The organism is Acidovorax cavernicola (assembly GCF_003581445.1).
The window spans coordinates 1-588 of sequence record NZ_QXMN01000340.1; the positions used below are offsets into that span (position 1 = coordinate 1).

A 588-nucleotide genomic window follows, 5' to 3' on the forward strand; every position below is an offset into this window, starting at 1 on the left:
GCCGTGGGCGTGCTGCCCGGGATCGGCCCGGCCGTGGCCGTGGCCATGCTGCTGCCGATCACGGCCAAGGTCGAGGTCACGGCCTCGATGATCTTCTTTGCCGGTATCTACTACGGCGCCATGTATGGCGGCTCGACGACTTCGATCCTGCTGAATACGCCGGGGGAGACGGCGAGCATGGTCACGGCCATGGAAGGCAACAAGATGGCCAAGAGCGGGCGCGCGGGCGCGGCGCTGGCCACGGCCGCCATCGGCTCGTTTGTCGCCGGCACGATCGCCACCGTGGTGGTCACGCTGTTCGCGCCGACGGTGGCGGACTTCGCGGTCCGCCTCGGCCCGCCGGAATACTTCATGCTGATGGTGCTGGCGTTCACCACCGTCAGCGCCGTGCTGGGACAGAGCCGGGTGCGCGGCATGACCGCGCTGTTCGTCGGCCTGGCCGCGGGCTGCATCGGCATGGACCAGATTTCGGGTGCCGCACGTTACACCGGCGGCAAGATGGAACTGCTCGACGGCATCGACATCGTGCTGGTGGCGGTGGGCCTGTTCGCCGTCGCCGAAGTGCTGTACGCGGCGCTGTATGAAGGC

The 588-nt window shown here is 68.4% G+C and carries 1 protein-coding gene; it reads left to right on the forward strand.

All coding sequences use genetic code 11. The features are described from left to right. On the forward strand, positions 1–588 hold a 588-nt coding region (locus D3H34_RS33535; protein ID WP_205736887.1), incomplete at both ends, for a tripartite tricarboxylate transporter permease.